13 protein-coding genes and 1 pseudogene are annotated in these 21,230 nt (G+C 41.4%); 10 read left to right on the plus strand and 4 right to left on the minus strand.

The window, feature by feature from the left end; translation table 11 throughout:
- Positions 1-257: 257 nt before the first annotated feature.
- From H6G83_RS32530 to H6G83_RS32560, 7 genes are all read left to right on the plus strand, one after another.
- A complete protein-coding gene (locus H6G83_RS32530; protein ID WP_199328673.1) occupies positions 258-497 on the plus strand; it encodes a transposase in 240 nt (79 codons plus the stop codon).
- Between the two features lie 172 nt (positions 498-669).
- Positions 670-3,192: a U32 family peptidase gene (locus H6G83_RS32535; protein WP_190479927.1), complete on the plus strand. Its 2,523-nt coding sequence runs from the start codon at positions 670-672 to the stop codon at positions 3,190-3,192.
- 781 nt (positions 3,193-3,973) lie between these two features.
- Positions 3,974-4,387, plus strand: coding sequence for a four-helix bundle copper-binding protein (locus H6G83_RS32540; protein WP_190479948.1), 414 nt, complete (start codon positions 3,974-3,976; stop codon positions 4,385-4,387).
- A 256-nt stretch (positions 4,388-4,643) separates the two neighbouring features.
- Positions 4,644-5,588, plus strand: a complete 945-nt coding sequence (locus tag H6G83_RS32545) for an ABC transporter substrate-binding protein (protein WP_242044982.1) — start codon at positions 4,644-4,646, stop codon at positions 5,586-5,588.
- Between the two features lie 231 nt (positions 5,589-5,819).
- The gene (locus H6G83_RS32550) at positions 5,820-7,331 is read left to right on the plus strand and encodes a sugar ABC transporter ATP-binding protein (RefSeq protein ID WP_190479931.1); all 1,512 of its coding nucleotides are present in this window, start codon (positions 5,820-5,822) and stop codon (positions 7,329-7,331) included.
- Between the two features lie 200 nt (positions 7,332-7,531).
- Positions 7,532-9,631 (plus strand): hydantoinase/oxoprolinase family protein, encoded by a 2,100-nt coding sequence (locus H6G83_RS32555; RefSeq protein ID WP_190479932.1) that lies wholly within the window; start codon positions 7,532-7,534, stop codon positions 9,629-9,631.
- Between the two features lie 338 nt (positions 9,632-9,969).
- Positions 9,970-11,718 (plus strand): asparagine synthetase B family protein, encoded by a 1,749-nt coding sequence (locus tag H6G83_RS32560; protein WP_190479935.1) that lies wholly within the window; start codon positions 9,970-9,972, stop codon positions 11,716-11,718.
- 40 nt (positions 11,719-11,758) lie between these two features.
- Here H6G83_RS32560 and H6G83_RS32565 read toward each other — a convergent pair whose 3' ends face one another.
- The 4 genes from H6G83_RS32565 to H6G83_RS32580 are packed head-to-tail and all read right to left on the minus strand — an operon-like array spanning position 11,759 to position 16,725.
- Positions 11,759-13,009 carry a toprim domain-containing protein gene (locus H6G83_RS32565; RefSeq protein WP_190479937.1) on the minus strand — a complete coding sequence of 417 codons (1,251 nt, stop codon included), beginning with the start codon at positions 13,007-13,009 and terminating at the stop codon, positions 11,759-11,761.
- Between the two features lie 38 nt (positions 13,010-13,047).
- On the minus strand, positions 13,048-14,301 hold the full coding sequence (locus H6G83_RS32570; RefSeq protein ID WP_190479939.1) for a diaminopimelate decarboxylase family protein: 1,254 nt from the start codon (positions 14,299-14,301) through the stop codon (positions 13,048-13,050).
- Positions 14,289-16,100, minus strand: coding sequence for an asparagine synthetase B family protein (locus H6G83_RS32575; RefSeq protein WP_190479941.1), 1,812 nt, complete (start codon positions 16,098-16,100; stop codon positions 14,289-14,291). The genes H6G83_RS32570 and H6G83_RS32575 overlap by 13 nt, the downstream gene beginning before the upstream one ends.
- A gap of 1 nt (position 16,101) precedes the next feature.
- Entirely contained in the window at positions 16,102-16,725 is a 624-nt protein-coding gene (locus H6G83_RS32580) for a DUF3859 domain-containing protein (RefSeq protein WP_190479942.1), read from the minus strand.
- 818 nt (positions 16,726-17,543) lie between these two features.
- Between H6G83_RS32580 and H6G83_RS32585 the strand changes: the two genes are divergently transcribed.
- The 3 genes and pseudogenes from H6G83_RS32585 to H6G83_RS32595 form a co-directional block, all read left to right on the plus strand.
- Positions 17,544-19,115, plus strand: a complete 1,572-nt coding sequence (locus tag H6G83_RS32585) for a hydantoinase B/oxoprolinase family protein (protein WP_190479944.1) — start codon at positions 17,544-17,546, stop codon at positions 19,113-19,115.
- Positions 19,116-20,026: 911 nt separating this feature from the next.
- Positions 20,027-20,971: an ABC transporter permease gene (locus tag H6G83_RS32590; RefSeq protein ID WP_190479946.1), complete on the plus strand. Its 945-nt coding sequence runs from the start codon at positions 20,027-20,029 to the stop codon at positions 20,969-20,971.
- A gap of 65 nt (positions 20,972-21,036) precedes the next feature.
- Positions 21,037-21,230 (plus strand): annotated as a pseudogene (locus H6G83_RS32595) (hypothetical protein); the annotation flags it as partial.

The following is a 21,230-nucleotide window of genomic DNA, read 5'->3' on the forward strand; positions in this document are numbered from 1 at the left end:
TGCTCCTGTTGCTATCAGCGCTCCTGCTATCAACGGTTAATTATCGCAGACAAAGCAATAGTTTCACTGTGAATTAAAAGCGCTCTCCCATAAGGGAGGGCGCTTTTGATATTGGGATGGTTAAGACATTACCTGTCATATCCGCGTTTATCTGCGTACATCTGCGTTCAATTATAGGAACGCAAGCGTCATCATCAAACTAACTGTAGGGTGCGTCAGCCCCAATAATTTCGTACACATTTAAGGATTTTTCTCATCTGACGCACCCTACCCCAAGTGCCAGTTGCGTAAGTCAAACTAGTCTTACTGCTTCGATTGGAAATATCAAAACAGTGAGTAGTAGATTAATTCGCAAAGAGTACCCCTGGTTAGCTAAAAAATACTTTTACAACAAGCCTTACTTTTGGACTGGTGCGTATTTTGTGGCTAGTTGTGGAGGTGTCACAGTTGAACAATTAAAAAATTACGTTGAGAACCAAGAACAACCAAAACAATGATTCGTGCTTGCCAATTTTTATGTTGGTCGCAATTCATCATCCCGTTAAGTCTAGCGACTGTAACGGGAGTCCTCTTGCTCCATTAAGATAGACTAATCATAAAACCCTAATTACAAGCTGCTTAAGCGCCTTTCCCCAATCCCCAATCCCCAACCCCCAGTCCCTAAATTTGATGAACGCTGACTTACAAAATCCCCAACCCTCCTTTCAACGTCCTGAAATTCTCGCACCCGCCGGAAACTGGGAATGCGCTAAAGCTGCTGTAGAAAATGGGGCTGATGCGATTTACTTCGGTTTGGATAGGTTTAACGCCAGAATGCGGGCGCAAAATTTTACAGAGGCTGATTTACCCGCATTGATGTCATTCCTGCACCTGCGGGGTGTGAAGGGTTATGTCACCGTCAACACATTAATTTTTCCCCAAGAATTAGCCGAGGCGCAGCAGTATCTCCGCACAATTATTGCTGCTGGGGTGGATGCTGTGATTGTGCAGGATGTGGGGATTTGTCGGCTGATCCGTCACCTATCACCGGATTTTCCCATTCACGCCTCAACGCAAATGACTATCACTAGCGCGGCTGGTGTGGAATTTGCTAAGTCTCTCGGTTGTGAATTGGTGGTGCTGGCGCGTGAATGTTCTCTTGGGGAAATTAACAAGATTCAACAGCAGATTTCCCAAAGGGTTGCGTCCCTACCACTAGAAGTTTTTGTTCATGGTGCTTTGTGTGTAGCTTATTCTGGTCAGTGCTTGACTAGTGAAGCGTTGGGAGGACGTTCTGCTAATCGTGGCGAGTGCGCCCAAGCTTGCCGAATGCCTTATGAATTAATCGCTGATGGGGAGATGATAGATTTAGGCGATCGCAAATACTTACTCAGTCCTCAAGATTTGGCAGGGTTAGAAATATTACCTGAGTTGGTCAAAGCAGGGGTAACTAGTCTCAAGATTGAAGGACGGTTAAAAGCACCAGAATATGTCGCCAATGTTACCCGCGTATATCGCCAAGCATTAGACCGGGTAATGGAGGAATTGGACAAGGCGCAGGTATCACGCCAAGAACGCTACGACTTAGAAATGGCATTTTCTCGTGGACTTTACACAGGTTGGTTTCAAGGAATTAACAATCAAGAACTAGTACACGCCAGATTTGGCAAGAAGCGCGGGGTTTACCTGGGGGAAGTCAGCCGCATTCGTAACGAAGAGGTGATAGTTAAACTCGAAGCGCCTGTCAAGCCTGGGGATGGTGTGGTGTTCGATTGCGGTCATCCAGAGGCGAAGGAAGAAGGCGGTCGGGTATATGGTGTGACACAGAAGGGTAAGGAAGCTGTATTGACCTTTGGTCGGGGTAACTTGAACTTCCGCCGGGTTCATGTAGGCGATAAACTTTGGAAAACCAGCGACCCAGAACTTGATAAGCAACTGCGACAAAGCTTTGCGGGGGATAATCCTCAATTCCAACGTCCTATAAACTGGGAAATTTATGGTGAAGTTGGGCAACCATTGATGGCGATCGCCCGCGATGAACTTGGTAACATTACACAAGTAGAATCAGCAATTCCCCTAGTTGAAGCCCACACCAAACCCCTAGACACAGCCCGCCTACAAGAACAATTCGGTCGTCTAGGTAACACCCCCTTCCGCTTAGGAACCCTCACCAACCACCTCAAGGGTAATCTGATGGTTCCCGTCAGCGAGTTAAACCGGATGCGCCGAGAGGTAGTTACTCAACTAGAAGAATTACGCAGTCAACCCAAACGTTGGCAACTACATAGTAACTCCTACCAAGACCTACTCCCCCCCTCATCTCCCCCATCCCCCCTATCCCCGTCCCTCATCGTCCTAGTCCGCAACCTCAAACAACTCCAAGCCGCCCTGCAAACCGGAGTCGAAACCCTATACTGCGAATTTGAAGACCCCCGCGCCTACAAACAAGCCGTAACCCTAGTACACCAAGCACAACAAACCAGTCCCCAGTCCCCAGTCCCCAGTCCCCAAATCTTCCTCGCCCCTCCCCGAATTACCAAACCTGGGGAAAATTGGATTCTGCAACAAGTCCGCGCTGCTAACGCAGATGGTTATCTCATCCGCAACTATGACCAATTAGAGTTCTTCGCCGCCGACCGTTGCATTGGGGATTTTTCCTTGAATGTCGCTAACCCCTTAACCGCAGACTACTTTAAACAAAAATTTGGTTTGCAAAGGCTGACAGCATCTTACGACTTAAACATCAATCAATTACAAGATTTACTTACCAGTTCCCCCGCCCAGTGGTTTGAGGTGACAATTCATCAACATATCCCCATGTTCCACATGGAGCATTGTGTATTTTGTGCGTTTCTTTCGGAAGGTACAGACTATACTAACTGTGGCAGACCATGCGAAAAGCATGAAGTGAAATTGCGCGATCGCGTTGGTAGTGAACACGTCCTCCAAGCTGATGCAGGTTGTCGCAATACTGTATTTAATGGCACTGCTCAAACTGGAGCCGAATACGTACAGCGTCTAATAGACTTAGGTTTACGTCACTTCCGCATCGAATTTGTGAATGAGACACCTGAGCAAGTGAACAAAACTATACAGCGTTATCGTCAGTTACTCAAAGGTGAAATCACAGGTTCTCAACTGTGGCGGGAGTTAAAGCTGCAAAATCAGCTAGGTGTAACTCGTGGGCCTTTGGGTGTGTCAGCTTTGGCATAAATAAACGTGAGACAAATGGGCGGTTAGAAACCGCGTCTACACAAGCAAAACCCCTCCGGTTACTCTTTGCTTTGCAATGCTACGGCGAACGCCAGTTCCCTACAGGACATTTCATATTCATATCAAGTCCGGCTAATTACTTCCGTAGAGAGACTTTGTTTGTGTAGCCGGGCATTACATTCGCCCTGGCTTAAGTTTTTCCGTCGATTTATCTGGAAGCGATCGCACCAGTTAAAGCAATTGCCAATCCTACAGTTATCGTTGCACCACTGAGTTGTGCTAATTGAAGAGTGCAATAAATCATCACAAAGTCAGGAAATATTGATATTAGCTAGATACTAAGAAAATATACTCATGACTTTTTTTCAAATCATCAATTTACTTACCGTATAATTAGCTGAAATGCTTGCCATACAAGGCTTTGACAGTTAAGTGTGTAAGTGAATAAAGATGGTATTATGCCTCAATGGTTTTTCTAGTTGAGAGGTGGATAAATTGAGAAACCCATCACTCAATTTTAGGTATCAAAAAATAGCCAACTCTCATAAACCAATTATTGATCCCCAACAAAAGCCTTTAATCCCTGAATTGACAAAGACTTCAGCCAATTAGCTACTTATGGCATTATTAATAGCTACTTAATTTACATCAAGTAGATAGATATAGCGGCCTTGAAATTGCTCAAACTCTAGAAACTATTGATTTCTCCAAAATAAAGTTTTACCTTGCTAATTAAGTGAGACAGATTAACAAGCGTGAACTGCAAAAGAAAGGGAGACGGCTGATTATGATGACTACTGAATCCATACTCGCTCAAATGGAAGCTTGTAAAGAAATTTGTGTTGAAAGCCAGACAACTTGTATTGAAACTCTGCAATACTGCAAGAACCAAGGCGGTCAATACTTGGATATGACAATGATGTCGATGATGCGGGATTGTGCGGAAATGTGCATGATGTGCGTCAACATGATTAATGACGGCTCTGAGTTTATGGGTAATACCTGTAGTTTGTGCGCCCAAATTTGCGATCGCACCGCAATGGCTTGTGAACAAATGAGCGACGATCCTACAATGATGCGCTGTGCTGCTATTTGTCGTAAGTGCGCTGAACATTGTCATGCTATGGGACTCAATTCTGCTTCCTATTTCCGCAGATCAAGTTTAGTAACAGAAGATGTACTACTTTCTCGCTAAATTTAACTTAGGTTAGATGAATTAATGACTAACTTAAGTTAACTAATTGAGCAGTTATATATATTGTAAAAATACAATTACTGTAGGGTGTGTTATGTAGCAGTGCGTTAAGCTAAAGCCATAACACACCCTACTTAATATTTACTGAGCAGTGTCAATTCAAGATAAGCTCAATGTAGCCTTCAAACAAAATATGGTTATGAAAAAACAAACCTGTTTTGGATGCTCAGGACTCCTGACTCATAGGCGAAAGTTTTTGATATTTAGCACACACTTTGTGATAGGTGCTGCGGCGTTCTCTGTCTCTAGCTGTGTACGCCAGAAAACGAAAAAGATTGTCGGCTTTTCGCAGACGGAAAACATCGGCCCTTGGCGCATTGCCGAAACAAACAGTATCAAGGAAGAAGCAGCTAAACGTCAGGAAACTTATGATTTTTTAATGACGGATGCTCAAGGGCAAACATCAAAGCAATTCTCTGACATTGAAGATTTGATTGCTAGACAAGTTGATGCCATATTTCTCGCACCACGGGAGTATGAAGGACTCACACCCGCCCTAGAAGCAGCGAGAGTGGCAAAAATACCAGTTTTCCTCATCGACCGTGAAGCGGCGGGAACGCCAGGGGAACATTTTGTCAGCTTTTTAGGCTCGGATTTTATCGCCCAAGGTCGCCGTGTTGGGGAATGGTTAGCTCAGGCGACAGGCGAAAAAGCGGCTATTGTGGAACTCACAGGCACAGCCGGATCATCGGTGGCAATTGACAGGGCTAAGGGGTTTGGTGATGCCATCCAGGGTTATCCCAACATGAAGATTATTGCCAGCCAAACGGCGGATTTTTCGCGGGCGGCGGCGCAGCGTGTGATGGAAAATATTATTCAGTCGAAGGGGGCTGAGATTAGCGCCGTATATGCTCACAATGACGAAATGGCATTAGGGGCTATTCAAGCTCTCAAATCTGCGGGTATGCAGCCCGGTAAGGAGGTAATAGTCGGTTCCATTGACGGTCAGAAAACTGCTCTTGAGGCGATTATTAGAGGTGAACTTGGTGTAAGTGTGGAGTCAAATCCGCGTTTTGGCCCTCTTGTTTTTGCCACAATGGAGAAGTATTTTGCTGGCGAGAAAATCCCTCCCAGAATTATTCTCAAGGATAGACTTTTTGATGTGACAAACGCTAAGAATTTTGTTGATGAAGCTTATTAAGTTTATCAGTTGACAGTTGACAGTTGACAGTTGACAGTTGGCAGGTTGAGTTCACTGTCCATTGTCCACTTCCAACTTATGACTTAGCACTCATGACTCAGCAGTTATCACTCACTTATAGCGGATTGCAATCGGATAGAATACAGATTCATCTGCGTCCATCTGCGTTTATCTGCGTTCAATCATTTTTTCTGTACCTCACTAACTTGAAAACCGCTATAGGTAAAGCAAATGAATCAAGCTAATCGAAATGTCCTGTGTATGACGGGGATAAAAAAGAGCTTTTCTGGTGTCCCAGCGTTGTGGGGGGTGGATTTTGCACTGGAGGCTGGCGAGATTCATGCGTTGGTGGGAGAGAATGGGGCTGGCAAATCGACGCTGATCAAGATTATGACGGGGGCTTATCGACGAGATTCAGGTGTAATTGAGTATGAGCAGAAAAGTGTTGCCTTTCAGAACCCGACGGAAGCACAGGCGGCTGGTATTGTGGCTGTTTACCAAGAGATTCAGCTAGTGGGTAGGCGAACAGTTGCTGAGAATATTTTTTTGGGTAGGGAACCGCATCGTTTTGGCTTGATTGATAGAAGGGCGATGAATACCAGGGCTGAGGAAATTTTAGAGCGTCTGGGGCTACATATCAACCCGCGATCGCCTGTTGATTCTCTGAATATAGCCCATCGGCAAATGGTGGCGATCGCTCGTGCTATATCTTTTGGTGCGCGTATACTGATTCTTGATGAACCTACAAGTTCGCTGACGGAAACGGAAGTATCTGTGCTGTTTGATGTCATGCGGCGGTTGAAGTCGCAGGGAACAGCCATTGTTTATGTCAGCCATCGTTTTGAAGAATTGTACGCAGTTTGCGATCGCGTGACGGTACTGCGTGATGGACGTAATATTATCACGCGATCGCTCTCTTCGCTCAGTCGTCTAGAACTCGTTTGTCAAATGCTTGGTCGCCAGCCCGAAGAGGTGAGTCAAGGGGTGACAGCATTTACAGGATTGCAAAACTCAACAGATCAGCCAATGCTACTCCAGGCGGAAGCGCTCAGATATAAAAATCGCCTCAACGGTGTTTCCCTGGAAATGCGGCATGGGGAAATCGTCGGGTTGGCGGGTTTGCTTGGTTCTGGGCGTAGTGAGACGGCGCGTGTTCTGTTCGGGGCTGAACCACTGGAAGATGGAACAGTAAAACTTGAAGGTAGGCTTTTGTCCCTGCGCGATCCTCATGATGCGATCGCCGTTGGTATAGCTTTTCTTTCCGAGGATCGCAAGGCGGACGGTATCATTCCTGAGCTTTCGGTACGGGAAAACCTCACCCTCGCCGCCCTACCGCAACTAACGCAATGGGGTATCGTTTCCAAAAAACGCCAAATTGAGCTTGTCAACCGTTTTATGCAGCGTCTGAATATTAAAGCAGCCAGCGCCGAGCAGAAAATACATGAGCTATCGGGTGGTAATCAACAGAAGGTGCTTCTGGCAAGGTGGCTGTGTAAGAATACAAAACTTCTCCTTCTAGATGAACCAACTCGCGGTATCGACGTAGGTGCAAAGCGAGAGATTCAGAGCCTAATTGCCGAATTAGCAAACCAAGGGCTGGGAGTTCTCATGATTTCCTCAGAACTAGAAGAGTTAGTTGAAGGTTCCCAACGTGTAGTTGTCCTGCGTGATGGACAGTCAATTGCCGAGCTGACTGGCGAACAGAATAACATCAAAACAATTCTGCACGCAATGGCTATTTAATGATCAATTAACCGCCGATAAAAAAATTGAGTTTCGCCAATTGTACCTCTTTTATTTCTGTAGTTAATTATAGCCATAGCCAAGACAGTTAGGACAATAGGAGTTAAGAAACTTTAGACACCAAAAGACTTTTATCTCTATCACCTGTCCCCTGTTACCTGTCCCCTGCTATAATTCCATAGCATTGAGGAAATCGATAAATGTTAAAAGTATTTGCTGACCGTGGTGGTACATTCACAGATATTGTTGCTGTCACAAATAATCAAACAATTATAGACAGACTCTCAAGACAGACAGAACGTTTTCTCATTGTTCCTATTGCTAACCAAGAATGGATTATTGTTTACAAATTACTGTCAGAGAATCCAGAACAATATCAAGATGCTGTTATTCAAGGCATTAGAGATATTCTAGGTTTGTCTAATAATGAAACCATTCCCCATACAGCAATAGAAGTAGTCAAAATGGGAACAACAGTTGCTACCAATGCACTGTTAGAAAGGCAAGGCGATAGAGTAGTTCTGGTAATTACGAAAGGATTTAAAGATGCCTTACGAATTGGTTATCAAAACCGTCCAGATATCTTTGCCCGGCACATTATTTTACCAACAATGCTTTATGAACAGGTAATTGAAGTAGAAGAACGCTATGATGCTCATGGTAATGAATTAATACCTGTGAATATTGCCCAAGTAAAACAAGATTTACAAGCAGTTTATCAGACAGGAGTACGTAGTTGTGCAATTGTGTTTATGCACAGCGATCGCTACCCCAAACATGAGCAACAAGTAGCCCAAATTGCCCAAGAAATCGGCTTTAGCCAAATTTCCATATCTCATCAAGTTAGCCCCTTAATGAAATTAGTTAGCCGTGGTGATACAACTGTTGTCGATGCTTATTTAACGCCAATTTTACGCCGCTATGTCAACCAAGTAACTAGTCAATTACCTAACATTAGACTAATGTTTATGAAGTCTGATGGCGGCTTAACCGATGCTACAAAATTTCAGGGAAAAGATAGTATATTAAGCGGCCCTGCTGGTGGTATTGTTGGTGCAGTGCAAACAAGCAAAAGAGCAGGTTTTGAATTAGTAATTACCTTTGATATGGGAGGAACAAGTACAGATGTTGCCCATTTTCAAGGAGAGTATGAACGTCAATTAGACTCCGAAATTGCTGGGGCGCGGATGCGAGTTCCCGTATTATCAATTAATACAATTGCGGCTGGTGGCGGTTCAATTTTAACCTTTGATAAATCTAGCTATCGTGTGGGGCCAAAATCGGCTGGTTCAAATCCTGGCCCGGCTTGTTATCGGCGGGGTGGCCCTTTAACAGTCACAGATGCTAATGTGATGTTAGGTAAGATTCATCCCCAATATTTTCCTAGTGTTTTTGGCAGTGATGGCAATTTACCGTTAGATAAAAATATTGTTTTAGAAAAGTTTAATCAATTAGCTCAAGAAATTACTACTGTTACTGGAAATAATAGAAACCCTGAACAAGTAGCCGCAGGTTTTATTGATATCGCCGTAGAAAATATGGCAAACGCAATTAAAAAAATTAGTTTACAACGTGGTTATGATGTGACTAAATATGTGCTTACTTGCTTTGGTGGCGCTGGCGCACAGGTTGCTTGTTTAATTGCCAATACTTTAGGCATGAAACAGATATTTCTACATCCTTATGCTGGTGTTCTTTCTGCCTATGGAATGGGATTAGCTGATGTAAGAGCCACCAGAGTTGGAGGAGTAGAACAGCCTTTAAATGAGGATTTAATTCCGCAATTAATGCAGTTAAGCAAGTCTTTAGAAACTCAAGCGAGAAGCGAACTCAATCAAAATGAAAGTAGCCTTGAGGTTGAACTAATTCAAAAAGTGAATTTAAAATATGAAGGCACTAATTCAACTTTAAGCATTGATTTTGATGCAGATGCAATGATAATGCAAACATCGTTTATAGATGAGCATAAATCTCGTTATGGCTTTATTCAACCAGACAAAGGTTTAATTGTAGAATCTATTCTTGTAGAAGTAATTCAGAAAATGGATACTCTAGAAGAGCCTTTGATTACTCGTACTCGTCCTGTAGAATCATCTCCCCAACCTGTAGAAATAGTTAAAATGTTTACTGCTGATAAATGGCATGATACACCAGTTTATCGCCGGGAAGATTTACAACCGGGAGATTTAATAAATGGTGCAGCTATTATCGTGGAAAAAGTTAGCACAATTGTAGTTGAGCCTAACTGGCAAGCAAGATTAACTGAACGCAACCATTTAATTTTACAAAAATTATTTTAATTAACGAAATATTCATAGGACTGACGCAAGTGTCATACTCAAACTAACTGTAGGGTGCGTCAGCCCCAATCATTTCGTACAGATTCAAGGATTTTCCACATCTGACGCACCCTACCATTGTAGCAGTTGCGTAAGTCCTGATTAAGAAACTGTATCACTACACATCTATCCTTTGTGAACTGTTCCCTATTCACTGACTACGCAAATAATACCAATTTGAAAAAAGAATGGGACAGATATGTGGGTAGGGGCGTACAGATGTCATTGGTGTCAAATTAACGTGAAATGGGCGGTTAGAAAATGCTTTAAAATTAATTATTATGCGTTAAAAGTTTACCATGCTATTTGATGTGTTTAAAGGACGTAAATCCTCTAAAAACTTACTCATTAATACTAACCAGACTTGGCGAGTAGCTTGGGGAGGAGTTGAGGCAAATTATGCAGATGTAGCTTGGCGAGATGAAAATTTTGCTGTGTTTTTACCATCCACAGCCTCTGGATTTCTGACAGAGAAATTGGCAATTAGTGCTGGAAAGAAATATGTTGTTGTAGGAGATATTTGGTTAACAAACCAACAGCAGTTAGTACAAAAGTTGGGAATTGAGCCAGATAGCTTTCAAGGAAATTATTTACAACTAGTTGCTAATCTTTGGGAAAGATGGGGGTTTGAATGTCTTCAGCAACTTGTGGGAATGTTTGCGTTAGTAATTTGGGATCGGGAAAAGCAGGTATTGCACTTGATGCGCGATCGCATCGGTAGCCGTACTCTCTACTATACTAACATTGGTGCGGTGCGTTGGATTGCGCCACAACTGCGAACTTTATCGCCTTATCATTCTTCTGATTTAGATTTGATAGCTTTACGTGATTATCTTTGTTGTGCGTTTGTTCCCGGAGAAAGAACGCTGTGGCAAAATGTGCGCGAACTACGACCCGGAACTATTTTACAATTTCCTGATGAAAGGGTTCAAGCTTATTGGCAGTTGCAAGAACAAATTACAGCAATAGATCAACCTTTAGCATCGCATGGAGCGCGTTTGCGAGAACTCCTAGACCAAGTTATTCAAGAATATTTACCACCACAAAATGAACCCGTTGGCGTTTTTCTTTCCGGTGGTTTGGACTCTAGTGGTATCACTGCTTTAGCCGCAAAATTTCATCATTCCCCAGTTCATACTTTCTCAATTCATTTTGGTGCTGAATGTCCCAACGAGTTAGAATTTTCCAGCCTAGTTGCAACTCATTGTCAAACCCAGCACCACATTTTAGAAATTACTTTTGCGGATATGTGGGAACGTTTAACCGAAACAATGGCGTATTTAGATGATCCCATTGGTGATCCATTAACTATTCCTAATCTTTTACTGGGAAGATTAGCAAGAGAGAGTGTACAAGTAATTTTAAATGGTGAAGGTGGCGACCCTTGTTTTGGTGGGCCTAAAAATCAGCCAATGCTGATTAATAGTTTATATGGCTCTGTCACAAATCAAAATTCATTACAAGCTTATTTATTCTCTTTTCAAAAATGCGCTGCTGACTTACCACAACTTTTAAAACCAGAAATTTTTACAGCAATACAAACAGCACCTTGGGTGTTTGAAGAAGATTTATATTCTCAAGCTAACTATCTCAATCGTTTGATGGCGATGAATATTAAATTTAAAGGTGCTGACCACATTCTTACCAAAGTCAGTAACTTGACTCAAGCAGCCAATTTGCAAGGTCGCTCTCCTTTATTTGACCAAAGAGTTGTCGAGTTTAGTATGCAGATTCCTCCAGAATATAAGCTTTCGGGAGTAGAAGAAAAAGCTGTTTTGAAACAAGCTCTGGCAGATATTTTACCAGATGCTATTATTCATCGCCCTAAAAGTGGAATGATGGTTCCCGTACAGTTAGGATTTCGTAAATATTGGCAACAAAAAGCTAAAGATTTATTGCTGAATCGCCATGCTGCGATCGCTCCTTATTTTAATCAATTACCAATTCGCAATTGGTTAAACTATGAAGGTGATATTTGGAGCCGTTATGGTGTAAAGCTGTGGTTACTTGTAAGTTTAGAAATTTGGTTACAAGTAAATCGCAAGTAAGTGTTTTAACCCAACTTACAATAGTGAAACAGCAAAAAACCTAACCAAAACTTTGAACAGCATACATAGAATTGTCAGAATCACCAACTAGAATCAAGCTGCTGTCCTCAGCATCTAAAGCTTGACTATTAATTATGCCACGATTGAGAATTTGAATTAATTTTTGCGGACTAAATGATTCTAATTCCACAAAATTACCAGCTTCTAACCAATCTAATTCAACCTTTGATAAACTAGAACGAACTTCTAGCGGTAACTGTTTAGCCGCTTCTGCTAATTCTGGAGAAGCTTGAATGAACATACCGCGCCTTGCAGCTAAAATTTGGCTTGGTAATAATCCGACATCAATAATAATAATATCGCTATCTCTAAACCACTCCGGGCTATTGCGGAGGTGATGAAGTAAATTGATTCCCTTGGCGCTACAATCATGAAAGGCATATACTTTTAAATCAGGATTGCGACGTAGCATTTGCATAGTAGTATCAAAAATATTTTGGGGATAACCAGTAATACTCAGAATCGCACAGTTATTTTCAAAATGAAAGTTATTAGCAATTAACATTTGAGCAACTGCGTCATGATCACAAACCACTAACCTATCAAAACTATAAGCAGTCACATCAGGATTGATAGTAATAGGTGTGCTTTGTTCTTGCGGAAGAGGTAAAATTTTGTCAATTCGCTTGTTAACTCCTATCCAAGATGTTAACCAACCTTGAAACTGGCTATCATTAATTAGAAACTTTTGGCTTTGATTATGAGATTGTTCTAGTTCACGAGTACCTAAATAAATAGCTAGACATCCTATAATTATACTACCTGCAAATGAATGATAGGAAGTGAAATATAAACTTAAGCTACTTCCTAATACTAAAGTAATTATTCCACCTATTCCTAAGTATTTAGCTGATTTTTGACGCTGGCTATAAGAACGATTCATGAAATGTATATCATTGAATAAAAATACTAAAATAATTACTGCTATAGCCAAAGCTCCAAAGACAAAAAAGCTAATTACAATCAAAAATAATAATAAGTATCCCACTGCAAATTTGTTTTTGGAGCGCAACCTCTTATCGAGAAGATAAAAAAGTTGTTTTGGTGTAAAAAAAAGCGTGTGATTAGCAGAAATATCTGCGATCGCCTTAGCGAAAAAAGGATCTGTAAATCTGACTCCTGTCATAGAAGTTGGTTCAAAAACAAACCGATGATGACAGTTTTTACAACAACCGTTATTATCTGTCCTATCTTTTAGGGTGTTATCAGTACCACATTGAATACATTTCATACTAGTTTATCCTTTGCTTAACATTAAACCACATAGTTTTATTTGAATATTTGATTATTCAATAACACACTATATTCCTCTCGTTGGCGAATTAAACGATGTACATCATTCTCTATCAAAACTTCCGCAGGTTTAGGACGATGTAAAAAATGCGAAGACATAGCATAGCCATAAGCACCAACATCTAAAATGGCGATAATGTCACCCATTTCTAAAGCTGGTAATTGGCAATTTTTTCCTAAAAAATCGCGTGAATATGTAGTATTTCCACATAAATCTGTGACATAAACTTTGCCATCGACTAATTTCTTCCAAGTCCTAATTTCCCGATAACCACCATGTACAGAGGGAACAGAAAGATTAGCAACGGTGGTATCAAGTCCGATGATTTGTTTATCTGCTTGCCATTTTACAGAAACCACTTTGGTAAGTAAAACCGCACAGCCTGCGATCGCCGCACGTCCCGGTTCAATAATTAACTCAATATCTCTCCCTAAATACCTGATTTTGTCGCTTAATTCAGCACCAAAAGTTTCCCAACTAAAAGCTGCACCATCATGATGATATGGATAGCCAAAACCACCGCCAAAATCTAAATATTCCCAATCAGGTAAAAGTTTTGCTGTGGCTATTACCTGATCAATTACATTAGTAAAAGCTGCTGTGGCGTTAGTACCTGTACCTCGATAAAAATGCAGTCCACTAAGCTTTAATCCTGCTTGACGAGTCACAGCGATCGCATCAGCAAATTCCTCTGGACTTACACCAATTCGGCTATCACCAACAATTTCCGGTAAATTAAGACGTAAGCCTAAACGCAAAGAACATGATTCAGTAAATGTTTTATAGATTTCGCAACACAATTGCAACTGAGAAATACTATCCAAATTGAGAGTTTTCACACCCCAATTTAAAACTTGTTCCATCTCCTCCCGACTTAAATTACTACCACTATAGACAATTTGTGCTGGTGAAAAACCTGCTTGTAATCCTAGATAAATATCTCCAGGGGTATTAGCGTGTAGTCCCCAATCAGCATCACGAAAAATTTGCAGCAGGGAAATATTGCTATTAGTCACACTAGCAAAGCAAAATTGAGTTTGAGGATATAAAAAAGCCTGAGTGATGTTTGTAATAGTTTGATTTAAAATATCAGCTTGGTAAACGTAAAGCGGTGAACCGTAAGTATTTAATAATTCTTGAGCAAGTTCTTGGGAGAAAGGAAGATTTTTATATAATAAATTTAATTTCTCACTAGCTCCTAAGCCAGAATTTATTTCTAAGCTTGCCATTTTTTTTGCAATCTCCATAATTTCTGCGGTAGCCAAAATGGATGATCAAAAGATTCTTTCCCCGACTCTTCACCAAATACATACACAAGCCAAAATTGCCACATAATTAGCAACCATAAAATTTCCCCTACCCGACGACCTTGAATAGTACCGCTTAACTTTCCCTCAGCAATTTGTGCTGCAAGATGAGGATAAAAGCGGTTTTCTAAACGTAGTTTACCAGGATTCAACCATCTGCCAATTTCATGCCAAAACTCGTTTAAACACCAAGAGGTTAGCGGGACTCCCATCCCCCGCTTTTGTCGCCAAACAATTTCTGAAGGTAGTAAGTTTTCGACGCTGCGCTTGAGGATATATTTCTCACAAGCTCCCTGTAAACAGAGTTCTCCAGATAGCTGAAACGTCCATTGAGCCAATGATAAATCGCAGAAAGGCGATCGCACATTCAACCCATGAGCAAAGCCTAAAGCCGTCGCACGGGGATGTATATTTTGTGACCCTTTCAGCATCAAACTGGCACGGCGTAACCGATGCAGGATACTTTTAGTATACTTAGGGTCAAGTGCTTCCGCAATCCAATCTTCTGGATGTATCTTTTGTATCTGCTCATAAATATCTGGTTGGTAAATTTGCGCCTCATAACTCCAAAGACGATGAAAAGTACGCAGATATTGTTGGAGAAAATCTCCCCCTCCAGATGAATTTTCAATCTGGTAAACTCCTGCTGCTATTAAAGGTTTATTCGTCCAACCCGCAAACAATTGATCACCACCTTCGCCGTTAAAAATTACTTTTGTATCTTGGCTAGCTCTCTGTCCTAAAAGATACAAAGGAACTGTTACACCATCACCATAAGGCACATCTAGCGCCTGTACCGTCGCTATTAACGCTTTCTTAATTTTGGTTGGGTTGGCATCAACTTTTACCAAGGGTATTTGTAGATGTTGGGCAACAATTTCCGCATAGGGAGATTCGGAAACACCAGCATTGCCAAAATCCAAGGTATAACCAATTACCTTTATCCCAGCTTGCACAAGTAAAGCGGCGACAACAGCAGAATCTAAACCACCAGAGAGAAAAACGCCTACAGGTTCATCTGTTAAGTCAGAGGTTTGCTGTTCAATAGCTGTTTGCAGGAGAGTTTGTAGTTGTTTAACAGCCGTTGCTTCATCTTTTATTTGTACATCTGTTTCACACCAATGTAATAAGCGTTGAGAAATTGGTACTGAAAGCCTCTGTGACTCAAACTGACCTAGCCAGACTAACTCCTCTCCCGCCGGAACTGCAAATATTTGACTGACTGGCGTGAGGGGATGAGGAACATAAGAAAAACAAGAATAACCGTATAATGCGGGAATGTTAACTTGAGGATTTTCCCCAACTTGCAACAGCAGTTGCACAGAAGATGCAAACCAAATTACTTGTGCTTGCTGCATCCAATAGAGGGGGACTCTACCAAAAGGTTCTCGTCCGATAATTAAGCGATCGCTTCCTTGTAATTTTACCCAAACATCAGGTAACAAGGAACCACAAGGATGTAAATAAGTATATATTCCAGATGCAGAAATACCAACTACTGGATTTGCATAAATTGATTTTTGTAAACAACCAATATATAAAACATTTTTGATAGGGTAGTTATTATCAACTAGCTCAATATCTGATAATTGGAGAGAATCAGAATGCAGCCTTTTGATAATATTTAGTCTCGCTTCTAACTCACGTCGCTCACCATAACCCCAATAGCCGATAAATTGCTGGGACTGATTTATCTTCTCACCCGACGCAATGTTTAGCATACTATCTCACTTCAAATTCTGTTTCGCTAAGTTGGCGACCCTGAAGAAACATTTGTACCTTCCACTTTCCCGGAGTTGATGCAGAACCGATATTATAACGACAGTGAGTATCCCAGATAGATTTGTCAATTTCACGGGTTTGATAGCGGTTTTGCTTGACAATTTCCCCATTTGGATCAATCCAATTGCAAGTTAAATCTAGTTTTTTACCCACAGGTGCATCTTTTAACGTCACACGGTAAAATACCTCTGAGCCGTTCTGACGTGAGATATTTCTCAAGTTACTGCCATCATCTTGAGTGAGAGTGATACGGTTTCTTTGAGTGGAGACAAGCTCAAGAGCAGAATTATGTTGCCTAATAGTAAAGATAGTAGCCATAATTGCGATCGCCGCCGCAAAAATAACTCCCGCAGCAATTGTCCGATTACGTTTTTGCTGTTGTTTCAAAGCTTCCCGACGCTGCACTTGCACAAGTGCTTCATCTAGTAAATCCGGTGCTAAACCTAATTCCTGTAAAATTTGCTTAACTTGTTCTGGTTCAATTTCCGCTTCTTGACTTGCTTGCAGGTTTCCTACTTCAGCGATAATCTGCTTTAATTGCTCTGTAGTTAGTCTCTGGGTCATGAATCAAGCACCTCTCCTAGATAAAAAATTGTTGATTTTGTAACAATAGCTGCGTTTGAGGTTACGTATCCAAGCGACAGTTCACAGTATAACTAATAGGTATTAGCTTCTAGTTAAGCAACAATTGATTGTTGTCCATTTCCGGTTTTTTCGGTTCAAGATTTGTTTCTGGAGGTGGAGATAAATTTGTGCAATCTCCCAACTTAAATACTACTCTACGCAAATGATGTATTCCAGAAACGCCTCAAAAAATTTTTAGTCATTAAAACTACTTAAAGTTTTAGAACTATCTGAATGTATTCAGGACTTACGCAACTAGCACATGGGGTAGGGTGCGTCAGATGTGGAAAATCCTTAAATATGTACAAAATTATTGGAGTTGACGCACCCTACAGTGAGTTTGATTATGACTTATTATACCTTTGCCAAAAACATTGATTTTTCGTTTTTATGCGTAAGTCCTATTAGCTATAACTGAACTGTATTGTACTATAAGCAATAATTGTTACAAATATGCGAATTACTAAAATGAGAAAGCATTTTAGCTAAATGAGTCAACAAACTGCGGTTTGCTTGCGGAAAACACTTAAATGAGAAAGCATTTTAGCTAAATGAGTCAACAAACTGCGGTTTACTTGCGTAAAATACTGAAATGAGAGAGCATTTTAGCTAAATGAGTCAACAAACTGCGGTTTGCTTGCGGAAAACACTTAAATGAGAAAGCATTTTAGCTAAATGAGTCAACAAACTGGAGTTTGCTTACTCATTGATTAAAATGAGAAAGTAATTAGCAACAATTTATAAAGTAAATCTCTAAAATGTACTATACATCACAACCTGACCCAGTTCGTTTAGAAATATTCAAAAACCTTTATCAATTTATTGCCGAACAAATGGGAATTGTTCTGCAAAACACGGCTGCATCAGTCAATATTAAAGAACGTTTAGATTTCTCCTGTGCTATTTTTGACGGTTCTGGGTTATTAGTTGCGAATGCTCCCCACATTCCTGTACATTTAGGTTCAATGAGCGAAAGTGTGCGTAGTTTAATTAATAGTAAAGGTAATACTCTAAAACCAGGAAACGTATATTTATCTAATAATCCATATAACGGTGGAACACATCTTCCTGATGTCACAACTATTACTCCTGTGTTTCTCAATCATAAAAATACTTTATCTTCCACTCCCCTATTTTATGTTGCTGCGCGTGGACATCAAGCTGATATAGGTGGTATTACTCCCGGCTCTATGCCTCCCCATAGCGCTACAGTAGAAGAAGAAGGAATTATCTTTGATAATTTTCTCTTAGTTGACCAAGGAGTTTTTCAGGAAACAGCAGTTAGAGAGTTGCTATTAAATCATCTTTACCCTGCTCGTAATCCTCATCAAAATATTGCAGATTTTAATGCACAAATTGCCGCTAATGAACGAGGAGCGCAAGAACTCCGTAAAATGGTTGCTCAATACGGGCTGGAAACAGTACAAGCATACATGAAATTTGTTCAAGACAATGCCGAGGAGTCAGTGAGACGAGCCATTGATGTCCTGAAGGATGGCGCATTTACTTATGAAATGGATAGCGGTGCTGTCATTCAAGTTAAAGTCAAGATTAATCGAGAAAATCGTAGTGCAATCATCGATTTTACAGGCACATCTGACCAACTAAACAGTAACTTTAATGCTCCTAAAGCTGTAACTCAAGCCGCAGTTTTATATGTCTTCCGTACTCTAGTTGATGATAATATTCCCCTCAACGCCGGATGTCTCAAACCTTTAAAAATTATTATTCCTGAAGGCTGTATGCTCAATCCCACTTACCCAGCCGCAGTAGTAGCAGGTAATGTAGAGACATCGCAAACTATTGTTGATGCTTTATATGGTGCTTTGGGTGTAATTGCTGCTTCTCAAGGCACAATGAATAATTTTACTTTCGGGAATGAGCGCTATCAATATTATGAAACTATTTGTGGTGGTTCTGGCGCAGGAGCAAACTTTCATGGTACTGATGCAGTGCAAACTCACATGACTAATTCGCGCTTGACTGACCCAGAAGTTTTAGAAACTCGTTATCCTGTGCAGGTAGAAAGTTTTTGTTTGCGTCCTGATAGTGGTGGAAAAGGAAAATATTCAGGTGGTAACGGTGTAATTCGCCGCATTAAGTTTCTTGAACCAATGACAGCAAATATTCTTTCTGGTCATCGTCATATTCCGCCTTTTGGTTTAAATGGTGGGGAAGCGGGAAAAGTTGGGCGTAACTGGGTTGAGCGACAAGATGGGGAACAAGAATATTTAGATAGTACAGCAACAGTGGAAATGTTACCTGGGGATGTTTTTGTGATAGAAACCCCCGGTGGTGGTGGATTTGGTTTAATTGGTGATTCGCCTTAGATTAAGTAGGTAAACATAATTAAACAGGACTTACGCATCGAGGTTATTTGTGAAGACAGGGTGTAAGGGTATGAGGGTGTAGGGGTATAGGTTTAGAGTTTTTACACCCCTACCCCCCTACACCTTTCAAGGGCAGGTTTTTTACACTTCGACCTAAAAACACTGATTTTAGGGTGTAGGGGTATAAGGGTGTAGGGGTGTAGGGGTAGATGAAAGTCTGATAATGAGCGTGAATCTGGCGTTGCTGAATCAAGATATGAATTTGTCTCACGCAAAGGCGCAAAGGCGCTAAGTTACAAAGAAAAAGGACGGTCATTTTGCGATTTCATATTCTAATTCAGCAACGCCGTGAATCTTATAGTCCTCACTTATTACTTTATGAAAAACCTGCCCTTAAGAGCCCCCCTACACCCTTATACCCTTGCCTACACCCTTGATTTTTCATTTTTCTGCGTAAGTCTAATATTTCTATGAATCTTCCCTGCGACACTATACATCGGGTTGATTATAAGTGGATAATTCTTCTTTAATCTCCCGCATCATTTAGATTGGCTGGTTTTGATTTCACAAAACGCCCAATATCTAACCTCCTTCAGCCAAAGCCAATCCTTCTGGAATTTTGCCGGGTTTACCCTCCTAAAATTCCCCCTTATTCCTTACCAAACTCTGCAAAACAGATAAGACTTACGCATAAAAACGAAAAATCAAGGGTTTGGGCAAGGGTGTAGGGGTATAGCGCAAAGTCTGAGCGCCGGTTTCCGGCAATCAGAACTTTGTAACAGAGGGGTATAGGGGTGTAAATCTTTAAAACCCTTACACCCTTACACCCTTACCCCCCTACACCCTGTCTCAACAGATAACCTTGGTGCGTAAGTCCTGACAGAGTTTGGAGTCTCACATGAAGGTAAGAGATGAAGAGAAAGAAGTTTAAGCTAGGTTGGCGATCGCTGTGGAACCCAAATTTTGGCGCACCCGCCGCACTCCTAATTCTTTATATTGCTAACGCTGTCTTCACTCCGCGTTTCGCTACAGTTAGCAACACTTTAAATATGTTGCTGCAAGTATCCACAACTATGTTAATTGCCATTGGGATGACTTTTGTCATTGCTTCCCGTGGTATTGACCTTACGGTTGGTTCTACTATGGCGTTGGTTTCCGTCATTGTGGCATTGCTAATTAAATATGGAATATTTGTTGCTGTCTCGTTTGCTTTGAGTGCGGCTTTGTTGGTTGGTTTTCTTAATGGTTTTTTGATTTCGCGTCTAAAACTTGATGCCTTAATCACCACCTTGGCGGCTCTCATTTTGTGGCGGGGAATTGCTCAGGTTGTGGGGGATGGTAAGCTGGTTCCTTTCACCCATCCCACATTTGAAGCGCTGGGTAAAGGCTATCTCCTATCCATCCCCATTCAAGTGGTGATTGCAGGAGTTGTGATTGTGGGGGCGTTTTTCTGTATCCATTCTACGCTGTTTGGGCATCAGATCGTTGCCGTTGGGGGAAATGAGGAGGCGGCAAGGTTGGCGGGTATCCGGGCGGAGCGTGTGAAATATATAGTCTATTTAATTAGTGCGTTGCTGGCTGGGCTGGCTGGACTTATCGAAACAGCAAGGTTGGGGATGGGTGATCCTAGTAAGGTGGGGGTGAATGCAGAATTTGATGCGATCGCAGCTGTTGTTGTAGGTGGTACGCCTTTCTCTGGCGGTCGTGCCAATGTCCTTGGCACGGTTGTAGGCGCTCTACTCATGCAGGTCATCTCCACTAGTTTTAATATGCTCCTGATTCCCTTCACTTGGTCATTAGTTTTAAAATCTGTCATCATCCTTTTTGCCATTTTTTTACCAAGAAACAGGGTCTAAAGCCCCGTCCTTCTTGGACGGCTTTGATTGTGTTATCATATTTGCGTAGGAGTTTTCCACATAAAATGATTGTATTAGAGTTTAAAGCTAAAGGGAAAACAACTCAATATGCAGCCATTGATGAGGCGATGAGAACCTGTCAATTCGTTCGCAACAAAGCTATTCGTTTTTGGATGGATAACCGAGGTGTAGGGCAGAAAGACTTGTATCGTCTTAGCAAGGTTCTCAGACATGAGTTTTCCTTTGTGAAAGCTTTGAA

It is taken from the genome of Anabaena azotica FACHB-119 (genome assembly GCF_014697625.1).
GTDB lineage: Bacteria > Cyanobacteriota > Cyanobacteriia > Cyanobacteriales > Nostocaceae > Trichormus > Trichormus azoticus_A.